Annotated in this window: 1 pseudogene; it reads right to left on the bottom strand. The window is 70.3% G+C overall.

Going from position 1 to position 219, the window contains the following annotated elements:
• Positions 1-219: pseudogene (locus AAHM41_RS40520) on the bottom strand (IS701 family transposase); the annotation flags it as partial.

The following is a 219-nucleotide window of genomic DNA, read 5'->3' on the forward strand; positions in this document are numbered from 1 at the left end:
GCGATCGAGTTCGGGATGTGGCGTTCGGGCCGGATCGGCGGCGCCTCTGGGTCGGTAACCGTCGGGAACGGCAAGCGGCGGGCGTTTCGGGGCGGCACCTGGGCCTGAGGGGGGAATCGTCTCCCGCTCGGAGATCAGGAAGCCGTAGGCGGCGATGCAGAGCGTGGCGTGATGATGGAAGCCACGCCAGCCGCGCCCTTCGTAGTGGCCGAGCCCGAG

This window comes from Inquilinus sp. OTU3971 (assembly GCF_038440215.1).